This window comes from Variovorax sp. CAN15, assembly GCF_030462475.1.
Taxonomy (GTDB): domain Bacteria; phylum Pseudomonadota; class Gammaproteobacteria; order Burkholderiales; family Burkholderiaceae_C; genus Variovorax.
Window position 1 is genome coordinate 60,315 of record NZ_JASMRZ010000002.1, and the last position, 13,241, is coordinate 73,555.

The window sequence follows — 13,241 nt, forward strand, 5'->3', positions numbered from 1 at the left end:
TCGGACGAACGCGGCCTCAGGCCCAGGCCTCCATCACTGCTTCTCTCACCGCCTCGACCGCAACGGGCCTGCGCGCGCCAGCCGGCGCGACCCAGCACAGCCATGTGTGCGAACGCCATCCCTGCCAAATTGCGAGTTCGCCGTTGCGCTCGCCTTGCTCCGCCTGGTCGAGGCGCATCAGTCCCGCGCCCATGCCGCTCGCAACCATGCTGCGAATCGCGCTCTCGCCATCGGCCGTGCGGCCCTGGCGGTATTCGCGGCCCGCGCCCGCGAAGAGTTTCTCGAGATGCACCCGCAGGATGCATGAAGGCGGCGTGCCCACCCATGGCAGGCTGGTGACCTCGTCGAGCGACAGTTCCGGGTTGGCTTCGGCCACGGGCGGCGGCAGCGCCACCACAAGGTCGACCGCGCCGAGGCGGCGCAGCTCCAGCCCCTCGATGTGCTCGCCATCGCTGAGCACGTAGGCGCAGTCGAGGTCGCCGCGCTGCACGGCCGAAAGCGTCTCGTACGACAGCCCCTGCCTCAGCTGCAGCGCCACCTGCGGATGCCGCTGCGCCAGCTTCACCAGCACCTCGCCCAGCCGCAGCGCGACCGGATCGACCACCGTGCCGAAACGCACCACGCCCTGCGCCGCCCCGCGCAGCTGGTCGGCCGCCGAGCGCATGCGCATCGCGGAAGCCAACGTACGCTCGGCCTCGTCGAGCAGGCTCACACCCGCCTCGGTGAGCGACATGCCGCGAGGCGTGCGCTCGAAGAGCTTCACGCCGAGTTCGTCCTCCAGCGCCTTGAGCTGGGCGCTGACTGCCGGCGCGCTGGTGAACACGCGCTCGGCGGCACGCGTCAGGCTGCCCTCGCGGGCGATGGCGACGAAGGTCTTGAGTTGGTAGAGCTCCATGGCTGCCGATTGTGAGCGCCGGCGCCGGATGCGTCCGTTCGCTTTTTTGGAGCCCCCTGTCCAAAGATGCGAATGGAAATTCCGGCTTTCGGCGCCGATTCTCGGGACATCGATTCATCGCAAGAAAAGGCTGGTTTCCCATGTCCCGTCGCCAACGCATCGCCGGCACCGCCGCGCTGCTGCTCGCCACCTCCGGGTGGGGCTCCCTGTTCCTCGTGAGCAAGGGCGTGCTCCACCATGTCGAACCCGTGTGGTTCACGCTGATCCGCTACACGCTGTCGGCGCTGCTCTTCGTGCTGCTGGTTCTGCCGCGCGGCGCCGCCCCATGGCGCAAGCTGCGCCAGCATGCGGGACCGCTCGCGCTGCGCGGCGCCGCGGGCTTCGGCGTGTTCAGCGTCATGCTGCTGGTGGGGCTGGCGCATTCGGTGCCTTCGCATGGCGCGGTCATCATCGCCACCACACCCATGACCACGCAGCTCGTGCGCTGGGTGCTCGACGGCGTGCGCCCATCGCGAACCACCCTGCTGACCAGCGCGCTGGCGCTGCTGGGCGTGGCGACGGTCTCGGGGCTGCTCCTCGGGGGCGCAGGATCGGCGAGCGGATCGAGCACGCTCCTCGGCGACGCGATCGCTTTCGGCGGCACGCTGGGCTGGGTCTGGTACACGCGCGGCACCACGCGCTTTCCGGAACTCGACGTGATCGAGTACACCGCGCTCACGGTGCTGGCCTCGTGGCCCGTGCTGCTGGCGGCGGCCGTCGGCGCTTCGCTGCTGGGCTGGTCCGCGGTGCCGAGCGCGGAGGGCCTGCGCCTGTCGTGGCATGCGCTGCTTTTCGTGGGCGTGGTGCCTTCAGCCATCTCGGTGCTGGCTTTCAACTACGGCGTGCGTGCGCTCGGTGCCGTCACGGGCACGGCGTTCCTCAACTTCGTGCCGGTGTCGGCGCTGCTGATGAGCGCGGCGCTGGGCAGGCTGCCCACGGTGGGCGAGGCCGCCGGCATGGCGATGGTGATCGCCGCGCTGCTGATCCATACCGCATCGAGCCGCAAGGCTTCCGCCGCAGCGGCTGCACCGATCGCGCCTCCACAGCAGAATTACCGGACCTGTGGAGCCACACCCTCATGAGCATCAGCGACAGCAGCCCCCGAAGCCATCTTTTCGAGCCTCTTCGGCTCGGCCCCCTCCGGATCGACAACCGCATCGTCATCGCGCCGATGTGCCAGTACTCCGCCACCGAAGGCACGCCGGGCGACTGGCACCTGATCCATCTGGGCCATCTGGCGCTCTCCGGCGCGGGGCTGCTGATCATCGAGGCGACGGCGGTGGAGGCCGAAGGGCGCATCTCGCCCGGCGACCTCGGGCTGTACTCCGATGCCAACGAAGAAGGGCTGGCGAGGGTGCTCCACGCGATGCGCGCGCATTCGCCGGTCAAGGTCGCCATCCAGCTCGGCCACGCGGGGCGCAAGGCTTCGAGCCGCGCGCCGTGGGAAGGCGGCAGGCAGATCCGCCCCGGCGAACCCGGCGGCTGGAAGGCCTGGGCGCCTTCGGCCGTGCCACACGCCCCCGGCGAAGATCCGCCGATCGCGCTCGATGCCGCCGGGCTGGCCCGCGTTCGCGAGGCCTTCGTGGCCTCGGCCCGCCGCGCTGCGCGACTGGGCATCGACGGCATCGAGATCCATGCGGCGCACGGCTACCTGCTGCACCAGTTCCTCTCGCCCATCGCCAACCACCGCGAGGACGAATACGGCGGCAGCCTGGAGAACCGATTGCGCTTTCCGCTCGAAATCTTCGACGCGGTGCGCGAGGTATTCCCCGCCGACCGGCCGGTGTGGGTGCGCGTGTCGGCCAGCGACTGGGTGCCCGGCGGCTGGGACCTGGACAGCACCGTCGCCTTCTCGCAAGCGCTCCAGGCACGGGGCTGCGCGGCCATCCATGTGTCCAGCGGCGGCGTGTCGCCGCAGCAGTCGATCACGCTGGGCGCTGGCTACCAGGTGCCGTTCGCGCAACGCATCAAGGCCGAGGTCGGGCTGCCGACCATCGCGGTGGGGCTCATCACCGAACCCGCGCACGCCGAAGCCATCATCGCCAACGGCCAGGCCGATGCGGTGTCGCTGGCGCGCGCGATCCTCTATGACCCGCGCTGGCCGTGGCATGCGGCCGCCGAGCTGGGCGCGCGGGTGAAGGCGCCCCACCAGTACTGGCGCTCGCAGCCGCGCGAGTTCAAGGATCTGTTCGAGAACGCGGCCTTCGGCGCGCGGTAGGCCGCCCCGTTGCCCTTAACATGCCGGCCGGCGTTACATGCCAGCCGGCATGTGCGCGTTCACCGACTCCATCCGACGCGCATGAAGCAGCCCTCCTCTTCGCCGACCGCCACGCCCCTGGAAGCACTGGGCATCGTGGCACTGTGCTTCGGCTGGTTCATCATCGGCTCGCTGTGGTCGGTGAGCGCCGGCTTCCGCGACGCTTCATTCGACGACGCCTCGCTCTTCGGCATCGTGGCCTTCGAGCTGTTCGTTGGCCCGATCGCCCTGCTCATTCTGCGCAGCCGGGGCTATGCGGTGCGCGACCTGATGCCCTCGCCTTCGCTGAAGGGCTGCGGCGTGGGGGCGCTGCTGTACCTCGCTGCCCTGCTGGCTTCCGTGATCGTGCTTTCACCGCTCGCCGACGGCGCGGCCACGCAGCCTATTGAACGCATGATGGAAGCGGCGCGGCCTTCGATGGCGATGGTCCTCGCGCTGTCGGTAGTCAACGGCCTGTACGAAGAGGTCTTCCTGCTGGGCTATCTGCAGAAGGGCCTGCGCCACCACGGCGCCTCCTTCGCGCTGGGCGTGAGCGTGCTGGTGCAGGTGCTGTACCACCTCTACCAGGGGCCGCACGGCGCGCTGTCGCTGGCGGTGGTCGGCATCGTGTTCGGCGTGTTCTACCTGCGTACCGGCTGGCTCTGGCCGGTGGTGTTCGCGCACATGCTCGCGGACACGCTGCCCTTTCTCTGAACCGGCCCGCCGCACGCAGCCGCCCCTCAGGCCGGCCTGAGGGCGCTCAGCCAGAACAGCTTCTGTCGCATCGAAAGCAGTTCGCCGCCTTCGATGCGGCGGTGCAGGTGCTCCAGCGCGGGACGGCACGCGTCAACGCCGAATTCGGGGCAGACATAGGGCACCTGCTTCAGGTACCACGCGAAGGTGCCGATGTCGGCGAAGGCGATCAGTTCGGCGCCCTCCGCGCCGGCCTTCACTTCAGCTCGCGGTAGAAGAAGGTGGTGTCGCAAGGCTCGCCCTGCGGCAGCAGCGCGAAGCCGGGGATCGTTCCCACCCGCACCCAGCCCGAGCGCTCGTACAGCCGCTCGGCGTCGGCACTCGATGTGTCGAGCACCAGCAGCGTCTTGCCGCGCTCACGCGCCACCCGTTCGGCCGCCTTCATCAGCAGCCCGCCGACGCCGCGGCGGCGCGCGCGGCGGTGCACGAGCATCTTGGCGACCTCGCCGCGGTGCGGCTGGTTCTCGGGCTGCGCGAGCACCACCTGCACCGTGCCGAGGATGCCTTCCTCGTCCTCCGCCACCAGCAGCGCGCGTTCGCCGCTGTCCACGCCGGCGGCCACGTTGCGCCAGAAGGCCTGCGCGCACTCCTCGCTCAGCGGGTGCATGAAGCTCACCGAGGCGCCGCCATCGACGCAATCGGCCAGCACGGCGGAAAGGTCGTGCAGCTGCGCTTCGGAAATGGTGTCCAGCAGGCGGATGGCCGGGGCGGTGCCGGCGGAAACGGTCGTCATGCTCATCTCCAGGAAGAAGGGGCGGTCGCGATCACCACGGCGTAGCGGGTGCTCTTGCGCGAGGGGTTGTGATAGCTGGTCGGGCGGTCGAGCACCATCGCCAGGCAGTCGCCGGTGGCGAGCCGGTGCTGCTCGTCGCCCACCGTGAGTTCGATGACTCCATCGAGCAACCACACCTGCTGGTGGATGAGTGGCTCGCGCGCCGAGGTCTCGTAAGCCACACGCGCGCCGGGCGGAAACTCCACCTCGACGATCTGGATCGGCGACGCGAAGCCGCTGGGCGACACGTTTCTGCGCAGGTAGCCGGAGTGCGGATCGCGCCACTGCAGCTGGTCGGCCAGCCGCGAGACCGGATCGGCAGCCGGCGCCGGCGCCTCGAACAGCGAAGCCAGCGACACGCCGAGGCCGGTCGCGAGCTTTTCGAGCACCACGGCGGTGGGGCTGCTTTCGCCGCGCTCGATGAGCGAGATCATCGAGCGGCTCACGCCGCAGTGCGTGGCGAGCGCATCGAGCGAGAGGCCCCTTGCCGCGCGCAGGTCGCGCACGCGCTGGGCGATGCGGTCGTTGAGGCCGGACGGGGTTTCCGTCTCGGCCGATTCCCTTATTTCCTTCATATTGGATGAAATATCCATCATAAAGGAAATCGCGTCAAGCCCGCCGGCAGGCTCCTCCGGTCAGCGTGAAGGCCCGACCAGCGCAGCGCGCGCGGCCTCGGAGGGAAACACGCAGGCCACATCGTGCGCGCAGCCCGGCACCACCACGACCTCACGGCGCTTGTCCGGCGCAAGCAGCTTGCGGTCGTATTCCGCATAGGCCAGGCCGCGCTGCATGCGGAACGAGCCTTGCGCAAGAGCAGCACAGGACTTGTCGAGCACGCGGTACGCGGTGCCCTTGGCGTCGTTGCTGTCGAGCGCGCCTTCCAGATAGCTGATGTCGGCCTGCGCGTACTGCTGGCGTGCTTGTGCTGCGGTGCGGCCGAGCCAGGCGGGCAGGTTGTCGGTGCCGTATTTCCAGCGGTTCATCTGCGGACATGCTGCTGCATCGGGCACGGCGAAGCCGGTCACGGAAGCGCCGTCGGCCGAGAACCGCGGGCGCACCGGGTCGAAGTAGAGCCACGTGCTCGGGTCGGCGACCACGTAGCGCATGGCCGGCTTGCCGTCATGCTGCGTGAAGGCGACGTAGCGCTGCACGAATTGCCCGCCGGCCGAGAAGCCCGCGACGGTGATGGTGCGCAGGCTGGGCCAGCGCTGCGCGATGTCGGCCACCAGCGCGTCCATCACGGCGAAGGACCCGACGCGGTTGCCCGAGGCCGAGCGCGCGCCTTCGAGCCAGGAGCCGCAGGTCCACAGCAGGTCTCCGGGTTGCGCGACAGGCACTCCCACTGTGTTGCAGCGGCCGGCCACCGCCTTGTCGGCCGCGACCTGGAAGAGCGGCGCGATCACCAGCGTGTCGCCGAGCGCATTGGCGTTGCGAAGGGTGCGCAGCGCGGCTTCGAATGTCTTGTTGGCATCGCGCGAATGGCCGTGCATGGCGATGAGCGCGCGGGTCGGCCCGGCGGGAGCATCTGGATCGAGCGACGAGTAGTAATGCAGCGCGCCGCCGGCCCCCGGCGGCGTGAAGCTGCGGAAGCAATCGGCAGCGGCCGAATTCAGGCAGGTGGAGGCATCGGCCGTCGCCGCATGCACCGGCCATGATGCGACGCACATGGCAGCGAGCGCCAAGAGAAAGAACCATCTGCAGCTGAGCATGTTCGTGCGACTCCCCGGATGGAACGGAATGAAAGCGGATTCTCTGCCCGCCATATTCAGCGGAGCTGACTTGTCCGGTGCCTTGCATAGCGATTTGCTCTGCCGGAGCGCTTCTCTTCGAACACAAATTCGGCGACAGGGCGCGGATCATCCAACAAATCCAACCACGGACCGCCATGAACCCCGACCCCCTGCCCTCTTTATTCGCGGCCTTCGCCGACGGACTGCCGTCCGACCCTTCGCCGCTGCGCGCCCGCATCACCGCGGCCTGCCGCCGCCCCGAACCGCATGCACTGCCGCCCCTGCTCGCGCAGGCCCGGCTGCCCGAAGGCCAGGCGGAAGAGGCACAGGAACTCGCCTACCGCATCGCCCGGCAGCTGCGCGAGCGGAAAAGCTCGGGCGGCCGCGCCGGCCTCGTGCAAGGGCTCCTTCAGGAATACGCGCTGTCGTCGCAGGAAGGCGTGGCACTGATGTGCCTGGCCGAGGCGCTGCTGCGCATTCCCGATGCGGGCACGCGAGACGCGCTGATCCGCGACAAGATCGCGCACGGCCAGTGGCAGTCGCACGCGGGCCGCAGCCCCTCGGTGTTCGTCAACGCCGCGACCTGGGGCCTGCTGCTCACCGGCAAGCTGGTGGCGACCCACAGCGAGGCCAGCCTGTCGACCGTGCTCACGCGGCTGATCGGCAAGGGCGGCGAGCCCCTGATCCGCAAGGGCGTGGACATGGCGATGCGGATGATGGGCGAGCAGTTCGTCACCGGCGAGACCATCGGGCAGGCGCTGGCCAACGCGCGCGAGTTGGAGGCGCGGGGCTTCCGCTATTCGTACGACATGCTCGGCGAGGCGGCGCTGACCATGGAGGATGCGAAGCGCTACCGCGTCGCGTACGAGCGGGCCATCCATGCGATCGGCAAGGCGTCGGCGGGGCGCGGGGTGTACGAGGGCCCGGGCATTTCCATCAAGCTGTCGGCGCTGCACCCGCGCTACAGCCGCGCGCAGCATTCGCGCGTGATGGCCGAGCTGTACCCGGTGCTGCGCGAACTCGCGCTGCTGGCGCGGCAGTACGACATCGGGCTGAACATCGACGCGGAGGAAGCCGACCGGCTGGAGCTCTCTCTCGACCTGCTGGAGCGCTTGTGCTTCGAGCCCGGGCTCGCGGGCTGGAACGGCATCGGCTTCGTGGTGCAGGCTTACCAGAAGCGCTGCCCCTTCGTGATCGATTTCGTGATCGACCTCGCGCGCCGCAGCGGCCACCGGCTGATGGTGCGGCTGGTGAAGGGGGCCTACTGGGACAGCGAGATCAAGCGCGCGCAGCTCGACGGCCTCGACGGCTACCCGGTCTACACGCGCAAGGCCTACACCGACGTGTCGTACCTCGCCTGCGCGCGCAAGCTGCTCGACGCGCCCGAGGCCGTGTACCCGCAGTTCGCCACGCACAACGCGCACACGCTCGCCGCCATCTACACGATGGCCGGGCCCTCGCGCTACAGGCCGGGGCAGTACGAGTTCCAGTGCCTGCACGGCATGGGCGAGCCGCTTTACGAGCAGGTGGTGGGGCCGCTCGCACGGCCGTGCCGCATCTACGCGCCGGTGGGCACGCACGAGACGCTGCTGGCGTACCTCGTGCGCCGGCTGCTGGAGAACGGCGCGAACACCTCCTTCGTGAACCGCATCGCCGACCCGAGCATCCCGCTCGACGTGCTGGTGGAAGACCCGGTGGACACGGTGGAGCGCATGGCGGCGCAGGAAGGCACCGCAGGCCTGCCACACCCGGCCATCCCGCTGCCGGCGGCGCTCTACGGAATGCAGCGCGCCAACTCGCGCGGCCTCGACCTCGCGAGCGACGACAGCCTGCGCGCGCTGGGCCATGCGTTGCGCGAGAGCGCGGGCGAGCAATGGCGCGCCGCGCCGATGCTCGCAGAAGCCGCGCCCGCCGATGGCGAAGCTGCCGAGGTGCCGAACCCTGCGGACCATCGCGACATCGTCGGACAGGTGCAGGAAGCCACGCTCGCCGATGTCGAATCGGCCATCGCGCGAGCCCACGCCTTTGCGCCGGCATGGGCCGCCACGCCGCCCGCCGAACGCGCCACGCTGCTCGAACGCGCCGCCGACAGGCTCGAACAGGGCATGCCCCGCCTGCTCGGGCTGCTGACGCGCGAGGCCGGAAAGACGTACGCCAACGCCATCGCTGAAGTGCGCGAGGCGGTGGACTTCCTGCGCTACTACGCGGCGCAGGCGCGCGGCGATTTCTCCAACGACACGCACCGCGCGCTCGGCCCCATGGCCTGCATCAGCCCGTGGAACTTTCCGCTGGCGATCTTCACCGGCCAGGTGGCGGCCGCGCTCGCGGCCGGCAACCCGGTGCTGGCCAAGCCGGCCGAGCAGACACCGCTGGTTGCGGCAGAGGCGGTGCGCGTGCTGTGGGACGCCGGCATTCCCCGCGCGGCGGTGCAGCTGCTGCCCGGCCGCGGCGAGACGGTGGGCGCCGCGTTGGTGGCCGATGCGCGCGTGCAGGGCGTGATGTTCACCGGCTCCACCGAGGTCGCGCGCATCCTGCAGAAGACGCTGTCGCAGCGCCTGGGCGCGCACGGCGCACCGGTACCGCTCATCGCCGAGACCGGCGGGCAGAACGCGATGATCGTCGACTCCTCCGCGCTGGTGGAGCAGGTGGTGGCCGACGTGATGGCCTCCGCCTTCGACAGCGCCGGCCAGCGCTGCTCCGCCCTGCGCGTGCTCTGCGTGCAGGAAGAGGCGGCCGAGCGCGTGGTCGCGATGCTCAAGGGCGCGATGGCCGAGGCCGCCATCGGCAACCCCGCGCGGCTCGCGGTGGACGTCGGCCCGGTGATCGACGCCGAGGCTCGCGACGGCATCGAGCGCCACGTCGAGGCGATGCGCTCGCGCGGCCACGCGGTCTTCCGGCAGGCCCGCGAGCACGGCGACGACACACGCCACGGCACCTTCGTGACACCCACGCTGATCGAGCTCGACAGCATCGGCGAGCTGCAGCGCGAAGTGTTCGGCCCGGTGCTGCACCTCGTGCGCTACCGCCGCCGCGACCTCGGTGCGCTGGTCGGGCAGATCAACGGCACCGGCTACGGGCTGACGCTGGGCGTGCACACGCGCATCGACGAGACCATCGCGCAAGTGGTGGAGAACGCAAAGGCCGGCAACGTCTACGTGAACCGCAACATCGTGGGCGCCGTGGTGGGCGTGCAGCCCTTCGGCGGCGAGGGCCTGTCGGGCACGGGGCCGAAGGCGGGTGGACCGCTGTACATGCTGCGCATGCTGTCGGCACGGCCGGACGATGCGATGGCACGCGCTGTGGCCGGTGCCGCGCCGGCTTCGCACCCGGCGCTGTCGGCGCTGGCCCGGTGGGCCGATGCCACCGGGCGGCCCGCGCTCTCGGCGCAATGCGCGCTTTTCGCGGCGCAATCGCGCTCCGGCAGCTCGCGCACGCTGGCCGGGCCGACCGGCGAGCGCAATGTCTACAGGCTGGAGCCGCGCGAGGCGGTGCTGTGCCTGGCCGATGCGGAAGCGGACCGGCTGGCGCAGCTCGCGGCCGTGCTGGCGGTGGGCAGCAGCGCGATCTGGCCCGCCGATGCAGCGGCGCAAGCCCTGCGTGCATCGCTGCCGGCCGAGGTGCAGCAGTGCGTGGCGGTTGCGAACGACTGGTCTTCGGACACGGTGGTGTTCGATGCCGCGCTGCATCACGGCGATGCGCACGGGCTCTCGGACGTGATGCGGCGCATCGCCGCGCGGCCGGGCCCGATCGTCGGCGTGCGCGGCTTCGCGCCGGGCGAGGCGCGCATTCCGCTCGAAAGCCTGGTGGTGGAGCGCGCGATCAGCACCAACACCGCGGCGGCGGGCGGCAACGCGAGCCTGATGACGATCGGCTGAGCGCGCCTGCGCAGCCTGCTATTTGTCGAACGCGGGATCGATGGGCACGCGGTAGCCGTTCACGAGCCGGTTGGTCTCGTTGGCCATGCCGACCACGGCCATGAGCTCGGCGAACATCGCGGGCGTCATGCCGGCCTTCTCGGCGCCGGCGTGATGGCTCGCGATGCAGTAGCCGCAGCTGTTGGTGACGCTCACGGCAAGGTAGACCATCTCCTTGACCACCGGGTCGAGCGCGCCGGGCGCCATCACTTCCTTCAGGCTGCTCCAGGTGCGCCTGAGCGTGGCGGGGTCGTTGGCGAGGTACTTCCAGAAGTTGTTGACGTCGGGCACGTTGCGCGTGGTCTTGATGTCGTCGAAGACCGCGCGCACTTCGGGCGAAGCTGCCGCGTACTCGATGGGCTGGGGTTTCATGCGAGGCTCCTGCTGGTGTTTGTTGTCGAAGGCCGGCCGACGGTAACAGCCTTCGCAGCACGGCTCGCGCACGGCGGCCGGCCGCAGCCGGCCGCCGTGTTCAGCCGATCACTTCAGGTCGAAGCGATCGAGGTCCATCACCTTGGCCCAGGCGGCCACGAAGTCGCGCACGAACACCTGCTGCGCGTCGCCGGAGCCGTAGACCTCGGCGATCGCGCGCAGCTGCGAGTTGGAGCCGAACACCAGGTCGGCGGTGGTGGCGGTCCACTTCACATCGCCGCCGTTACGGTCGCGGCCTTCGAGCACGTTGTCGTCGGCCGGCGACTTCTTCCAGGCGGTGCGCATGTCGAGCAGGTTCACGAAGAAGTCGTTGCTCAGCGTCTCGGGCCGCTTGGTGAAGACACCGTTGGGCGATTGGCCGTAGTTGGCGCCCAGCACACGCAGGCCGCCCACGAGCACCGTCATCTCGGGCGCGCTCAGCCGCAGCAGCTGCGCCTTGTCGATCAGCAGGTCGGCGGTGGCCGCGGGGTTGCTGCCCTTGCGCAGGTAGTTGCGGAACCCGTCGGCCAGAGGCTCCAGCACGGCGAAGGATTCGACGTCGGTCTGTTCCTGCGAAGCGTCCATGCGGCCCGGCGAGAAGGGCACGGTCACGTCCTGGCCGGCCTTCTTCGCGGCCGCCTCGACGCCCGCGTTGCCCGCCAGCACGATCAGGTCGGCCAGCGAGATCCTCTTGCCGCCGGACTGCGCCGCGTTGAACTCCTTCTGGATGCCTTCGAGCACCGCGAGCACCTTCGACAGCTCTGCCGGCTGGTTCACTTCCCAGTCCTTCTGCGGCGCGAGGCGGATGCGCGCGCCGTTGGCGCCGCCGCGCTTGTCGCTGCCGCGGAAGGTGGAGGCCGAGGCCCAGGCGGTGCGCACCAGCTCGCCGACGCCCAGGCCCGAGGCCAGCACCTTGGCCTTGAGCGCGGCGGTGTCCTTGTCGTCGACCAGCTGGTGGTCCACGGCGGGGATCGGGTCCTGCCAGATCAGCTCTTCCTTCGGCACCAGCTTGCCGAGGTAGCGGGCGCGCGGGCCCATGTCGCGGTGCGTGAGCTTGAACCAGGCGCGGGCGAAGGCGTCGGCGAACTCCTGCGGGTTGGCCATGTAGCGGCGCGAGATCTTCTCGTAGGCCGGGTCCATGCGCATGGCCATGTCGGCCGTGGTCATCATCGGGGCGTGACGGCGCGACGGGTCGTGCGCGTCGGGCACGGTGCCGTTGCCGGTGTCGCCCTTGGGCTTCCACTGGTGCGCGCCGGCCGGGCTCTTCGTGAGCTCCCATTCGTAGCCGAAGAGGGTCTCGAAGTAGCTGTTGTCCCACTTGGTGGGCGTGGGCGTCCAGGCGCCTTCGATGCCGCTTGTGGTGGTGTGCACGCCGAGGCCGCTCTCGAAGCTGTTGCGCCAGCCCAGGCCCATCTCCTCGATGCCGGCGCCTTCGGGCTCGGCACCCACCTTGGACGGATCGCCCGCGCCGTGCGCCTTGCCGAAGGTGTGGCCGCCGGCGGTGAGCGCCACGGTTTCCTCGTCGTTCATCGCCATGCGCGCGAAGGTCTCGCGGATGTCGCGGGCCGACTTCAGCGGGTCGGGGTTGCCGTTGGGGCCTTCGGGGTTCACGTAGATCAGGCCCATCTGCACGGCGGCCAGCGGGTTGGCGAGTTCGCGGTCGCCGCTGTAGCGCTCGTCGCCCAGCCACTTGGTCTCGGCGCCCCAGTTGACGTCGTCTTCCGGCTCCCAGATGTCGGGGCGGCCGCCGGCGAAGCCGAAGGTCTTGAAGCCCATGGACTCCAGCGCGACGTTGCCGGTGAGGATCATCAGGTCGGCCCACGAGAGCTTGCGGCCGTACTTCTGCTTGATCGGCCACAGCAGGCGGCGCGCCTTGTCGAGGTTGCCGTTGTCCGGCCAACTGTTGAGCGGCGCGAAACGCTGCGCACCCGCGCCGCCGCCGCCGCGGCCGTCGAAGGTGCGGTACGTGCCGGCCGAGTGCCAGGCCATGCGGATGAACAGCGGGCCGTAGTGGCCGTAGTCGGCGGGCCACCAGTCCTGCGAATCGGTCATCAGCGCGTGGAGGTCCTTGACGACGGCGTCGAGGTCGAGGGTCGCGAACTCCTTGGCGTAGTCGAAGTCCTCCCCCATCGGGTTGGACTTGGCGGAGTGCTGGTTCAGCAGCTTCAGGTTGAGCTGGTTGGGCCACCAGTCTGTGTTCGTCACGGCGCGGTGTGCGGTGCCGGTGGTTGCATGACCCGGGAACGGGCATTTGGCTTCATCGGACAAGGGGATCTCCTTTGGTTGTCGGGTCGCTCGGTGGGGTGGAGCCGACTCAGTCTAGGTTCGGGAAACCAATCCATCAATCAGATTGAGCGAATTGAATCAATAGATAATGGCTATTGAACTGCCCGCACGCGCAGCGCATTGGCGGGATCGCCGCGGCCTCGGGGGCGCGTACAAATGAGAGTCATTATCAACGCGGCGATACAATTCGTAGCGTCGTCTCGAC

11 protein-coding genes are annotated in these 13,241 nt (G+C 69.7%); 4 read left to right on the top strand and 7 right to left on the bottom strand.

Annotation, left to right across the window (positions count from 1 at the left end; genetic code table 11):
- Nucleotides 1-16: 16 nt before the first annotated feature.
- Nucleotides 17-895, bottom strand: coding sequence for a LysR family transcriptional regulator (locus tag QMO14_RS02040; RefSeq protein ID WP_301503945.1), 879 nt, complete (start codon nucleotides 893-895; stop codon nucleotides 17-19).
- 140 nt (nucleotides 896-1,035) lie between these two features.
- On the opposite strand from QMO14_RS02040, the gene QMO14_RS02045 reads away from it, so the two are divergent.
- The 3 genes from QMO14_RS02045 to QMO14_RS02055 all read left to right on the top strand — a co-directional run bounded on the left by QMO14_RS02045 (nucleotide 1,036) and on the right by QMO14_RS02055 (nucleotide 3,884).
- On the top strand, nucleotides 1,036-2,016 hold the full coding sequence (locus QMO14_RS02045) for a DMT family transporter (protein WP_301503946.1): 981 nt from the start codon (nucleotides 1,036-1,038) through the stop codon (nucleotides 2,014-2,016).
- Nucleotides 2,013-3,152: an NADH:flavin oxidoreductase/NADH oxidase gene (locus QMO14_RS02050; protein ID WP_301503947.1), complete on the top strand. Its 1,140-nt coding sequence runs from the start codon at nucleotides 2,013-2,015 to the stop codon at nucleotides 3,150-3,152. Before QMO14_RS02045 ends, QMO14_RS02050 begins: the two co-directional genes overlap by 4 nt.
- Before the next feature lie 81 nt (nucleotides 3,153-3,233).
- Nucleotides 3,234-3,884 (top strand): CPBP family intramembrane glutamic endopeptidase, encoded by a 651-nt coding sequence (locus tag QMO14_RS02055; protein ID WP_301503948.1) that lies wholly within the window; start codon nucleotides 3,234-3,236, stop codon nucleotides 3,882-3,884.
- Between the two features lie 26 nt (nucleotides 3,885-3,910).
- On the opposite strand, the gene QMO14_RS02060 is transcribed toward QMO14_RS02055, so the two are convergent.
- From QMO14_RS02060 to QMO14_RS02075, 4 genes are read right to left on the bottom strand one after another with little or no spacing between them, the layout of a single operon-like run.
- Entirely contained in the window at nucleotides 3,911-4,123 is a 213-nt protein-coding gene (locus QMO14_RS02060) for a hypothetical protein (protein ID WP_301503949.1), read from the bottom strand.
- Nucleotides 4,120-4,656: a GNAT family N-acetyltransferase gene (locus QMO14_RS02065; protein ID WP_301503950.1), complete on the bottom strand. Its 537-nt coding sequence runs from the start codon at nucleotides 4,654-4,656 to the stop codon at nucleotides 4,120-4,122. The genes QMO14_RS02060 and QMO14_RS02065 overlap by 4 nt, the downstream gene beginning before the upstream one ends.
- Before the next feature lie 2 nt (nucleotides 4,657-4,658).
- Nucleotides 4,659-5,270, bottom strand: coding sequence for a helix-turn-helix domain-containing protein (locus QMO14_RS02070; RefSeq protein WP_301503951.1), 612 nt, complete (start codon nucleotides 5,268-5,270; stop codon nucleotides 4,659-4,661).
- Between the two features lie 60 nt (nucleotides 5,271-5,330).
- The gene (locus tag QMO14_RS02075) at nucleotides 5,331-6,362 is read right to left on the bottom strand and encodes a hypothetical protein (RefSeq protein ID WP_301503952.1); all 1,032 of its coding nucleotides are present in this window, start codon (nucleotides 6,360-6,362) and stop codon (nucleotides 5,331-5,333) included.
- A 218-nt stretch (nucleotides 6,363-6,580) separates the two neighbouring features.
- Between QMO14_RS02075 and putA the strand changes: the two genes are divergently transcribed.
- Nucleotides 6,581-10,300: a trifunctional transcriptional regulator/proline dehydrogenase/L-glutamate gamma-semialdehyde dehydrogenase gene (gene putA / locus QMO14_RS02080; RefSeq protein WP_301503953.1), complete on the top strand. Its 3,720-nt coding sequence runs from the start codon at nucleotides 6,581-6,583 to the stop codon at nucleotides 10,298-10,300.
- A gap of 18 nt (nucleotides 10,301-10,318) precedes the next feature.
- On the opposite strand, the gene QMO14_RS02085 is transcribed toward putA, so the two are convergent.
- Both QMO14_RS02085 and katG read right to left on the bottom strand, forming a co-directional pair.
- Nucleotides 10,319-10,711 (bottom strand): carboxymuconolactone decarboxylase family protein, encoded by a 393-nt coding sequence (locus QMO14_RS02085; protein WP_301503954.1) that lies wholly within the window; start codon nucleotides 10,709-10,711, stop codon nucleotides 10,319-10,321.
- A gap of 108 nt (nucleotides 10,712-10,819) precedes the next feature.
- Nucleotides 10,820-13,018: a catalase/peroxidase HPI gene (gene katG / locus QMO14_RS02090; protein ID WP_301503956.1), complete on the bottom strand. Its 2,199-nt coding sequence runs from the start codon at nucleotides 13,016-13,018 to the stop codon at nucleotides 10,820-10,822.
- Nucleotides 13,019-13,241 lie beyond the last annotated feature (223 nt).

Excerpts from the sequence above, each read along its gene's own strand:
- QMO14_RS02040 (WP_301503945.1), bottom strand. The coding sequence starts at position 895 with ATGGAGCTCTACCAACTCAAGACCTTCGTCGCCATCGCCCGCGAGGGC.
- QMO14_RS02045 (WP_301503946.1), top strand. The coding sequence starts at position 1,036 with ATGTCCCGTCGCCAACGCATCGCCGGCACCGCCGCGCTGCTGCTCGCC.
- QMO14_RS02050 (WP_301503947.1), top strand. The coding sequence starts at position 2,013 with ATGAGCATCAGCGACAGCAGCCCCCGAAGCCATCTTTTCGAGCCTCTT.
- QMO14_RS02055 (WP_301503948.1), top strand. The coding sequence starts at position 3,234 with ATGAAGCAGCCCTCCTCTTCGCCGACCGCCACGCCCCTGGAAGCACTG.
- QMO14_RS02065 (WP_301503950.1), bottom strand. The coding sequence starts at position 4,656 with ATGACGACCGTTTCCGCCGGCACCGCCCCGGCCATCCGCCTGCTGGAC.
- QMO14_RS02070 (WP_301503951.1), bottom strand. The coding sequence starts at position 5,270 with ATGAAGGAAATAAGGGAATCGGCCGAGACGGAAACCCCGTCCGGCCTC.
- QMO14_RS02075 (WP_301503952.1), bottom strand. The coding sequence starts at position 6,362 with ATGTGCGTCGCATCATGGCCGGTGCATGCGGCGACGGCCGATGCCTCC.
- putA (WP_301503953.1), top strand. The coding sequence starts at position 6,581 with ATGAACCCCGACCCCCTGCCCTCTTTATTCGCGGCCTTCGCCGACGGA.
- QMO14_RS02085 (WP_301503954.1), bottom strand. The coding sequence starts at position 10,711 with ATGAAACCCCAGCCCATCGAGTACGCGGCAGCTTCGCCCGAAGTGCGC.